Genomic DNA, 2,302 nt, shown 5'->3' with positions numbered 1-2,302 from the left:
CAATGAAAAATACTAACCGATGGAACGCCGTGTGCGGTGAAAGTCGCATGCACGGTGTGGAGTGGGGGAAAAGCCCGAGATGATATCAGAGGCTTACCTATCACTATAAAATTCTGACTTTATCCTGATGTTAAACCAGGCATCCGGTGACAGGCAGATTCTTGCAAAGCAGCTGAACATTTCACCACATCAGCTCTCTTATGTTACCAACAGTGGAGAAGGCGAGGGACTGGTCTTTTATGGCAGTACCATTATCCCGTTTAAGGATAAATTTGATAATTCTCTGATGCTGTATGCGTTGATGACTTCTAAGCCGGATGAGGTGGAGAAGCGTAAAAAACTTGGTATCGGAGAAAGAGACGATTAAAAATATAAAAAACAAAATAGAACAAAAGCAGGGGATGAGCCGGGAAAAGATTTCCGGCCTTTTTTCTGCCCAAAAATGAAATGGAGGATCACTACATGAGAGATTATACGAATTTTGAGAGATGCAATGGGGAACCTTGCTGTGTATTTGCAGAGAGAATCTGTGCAGACAATTATAAAGAACTTTTAGAAAAAGGAAAGGACAGTAACGGGGAGGAGGTGTTTGGCGAGATGTTAGATGATCTGCTGTATTTAGCGGAACTGATTGACTTTATGGGGATTACTTCCTGCTTGGCTGCAAGAAGAACATTGAGTGAAAGACTTACAGATAAGCTGACAGATTCCATTGCAGGACTGGCAGATGAGGTACTGGAAAAATGGGAGAGCTATCAGGATAAAGCAGAATAACAGGTAAACAGTAAAGGGGATGGTGAGATTTGCAGGAGCATGAGTATAAGGCGAGAGATAAAACCGTCCAGAAGATGAGCCGTGATGGTCTTAGAGAAGAGAACCTTCGGAATAAAGAAGAAAAAAGGATCACTGGACGAGATATGGATACAGAGGTTTCCCGTAGTGAAAAAAAGGATGAACTGGATTTCAGTAAGAGAAGGCGTGAGCATATCAATGAAAAAAGGGAAACAGAACATCCGGAGCAAAGTTCCAAAAAAACCAGATATAGTAGAGAATCTGTACTGGATGAGGAGTCAGAACAAGATATAGATGGAGAACTGGATGGGGAACAAGTAGCCGATGAAAGCACAGCTGCAACGAAATCCGCATTTCGCAGTGAGAGCATCCGTGGACAGCCAAGGGGAGAACGGGCTTATCTGGAAACGGTTGCAGACAGCCGGGATCTCCGTAAGAAAAAGATGGTCAGAGATTATGCGTCAAAAGAAAGACGGAAGGAAAAGGAGGCTTCCGAAGAATGCAAGACGGCAAAGAGAGAAGCTGCCCGGTACAGGGAAACTTCAGAAGTGGCAGAAGAGTCTCTGGATGGATTTTCGGAGGAGATCAAAGGCAAATCGAAGCGGGAACGTGTGCTGAAAGAACAGCGGAAAAAGAGTTCCAGATTATCGTTTGGCGATGAAAGTGATGGCATGATACATGGAGCCGGTATCGGTATCCGAAGTTCTGCATCTGCCGTGAAAGACGCTGCGGCTACGGCGGCTCATTGGAAAACCCATGAGGCAGAAGATGATAATGCTGCGGTAGAAGGGGCACACCGGGCAGAGCTTGCAGGAGAAAGCCTTGCAAGAAAATCCATTTATACAAGGGAACGCTTAAAGCAAAGGAGGGAACAGTCAAAAAGACTGAAAGAAAGCGTTCTTGATGAAGCAGAAAAAAGCAGGCTGATGTTTGAATCTGTTTATGGAAATGAAGCAAAAAAGATGGTGAAGAAGGAAGCGGAGCAGAAAAGAAAATCTGCATTGCAAAAGCTGTTCCAGAAGAAACGTTATCAGAAACAGTATCAGGCAGCAAAGCAGAGCAAAAAGGCAAAGGATGCGGCGATTACTTCAGCGCAGAAAGTTACAGAGAAAGCAAAAGATGCAGTCAAAATGATTGCGGCACAAAACCGTGGGATTTTTGCTACAGTTGCTATCTTTGGATTGATCTTTGTATTGATTGCAGCAAGTTTTACCAGCTGCAGTGCATCCCTGCAGGGAGCTTCGTCTGCCATTATTTCCACCAGTTATTCCAGTACAGATGAGGACATTTATGCCGCTGAAAATGCATACCGGGCATTAGAAGAAGCCTTAAATACGCAGATCAATCAGATGGAATCCACGCACCCGGATTACGATGAATACCGGTACCAGATTGATGAGATCGGACATAATCCATATCAGCTGATCTCTTATCTGACAGTTAAATACGGTGGTTTTACTTATGATGAAGTGGCAGAGGAGATAGAGTCCATTTTCCGTCAGCAGTATGG

General features: G+C 44.2%; 2 protein-coding genes and 1 pseudogene. All 3 read left to right on the top strand.

What is annotated here, in order from left to right; translation table 11 throughout:
• Positions 1-109 precede the first annotated feature (109 nt).
• Positions 110-367: pseudogene (locus ACTNES_RS20510) on the top strand (VirB4-like conjugal transfer ATPase, CD1110 family); the annotation flags it as partial.
• Between the two features lie 95 nt (positions 368-462).
• Positions 463-774 carry a hypothetical protein gene (locus ACTNES_RS20505; protein WP_055052945.1) on the top strand — a complete coding sequence of 104 codons (312 nt, stop codon included), beginning with the start codon at positions 463-465 and terminating at the stop codon, positions 772-774.
• Positions 775-803: 29 nt separating this feature from the next.
• Positions 804-2,302 (top strand): CD1108 family mobile element protein (locus tag ACTNES_RS20500; RefSeq protein ID WP_441040539.1); only part of this gene is annotated, 1,499 nt, incomplete at its 3' end.

Source organism: Blautia sp. HCP3S3_D9 (genome assembly GCF_052063845.1).
Classification (GTDB): Bacteria; Bacillota; Clostridia; order Lachnospirales; family Lachnospiraceae; genus Blautia_A.
Note: the sequence above shows the minus strand (reverse complement) of the source record. Positions and strands in the feature narration are given on the sequence as shown.

Coding starts and splice junctions, on each gene's coding strand:
- ACTNES_RS20505 (WP_055052945.1), top strand. CDS start 463: ATGAGAGATTATACGAATTTTGAGAGATGCAATGGGGAACCTTGCTGT.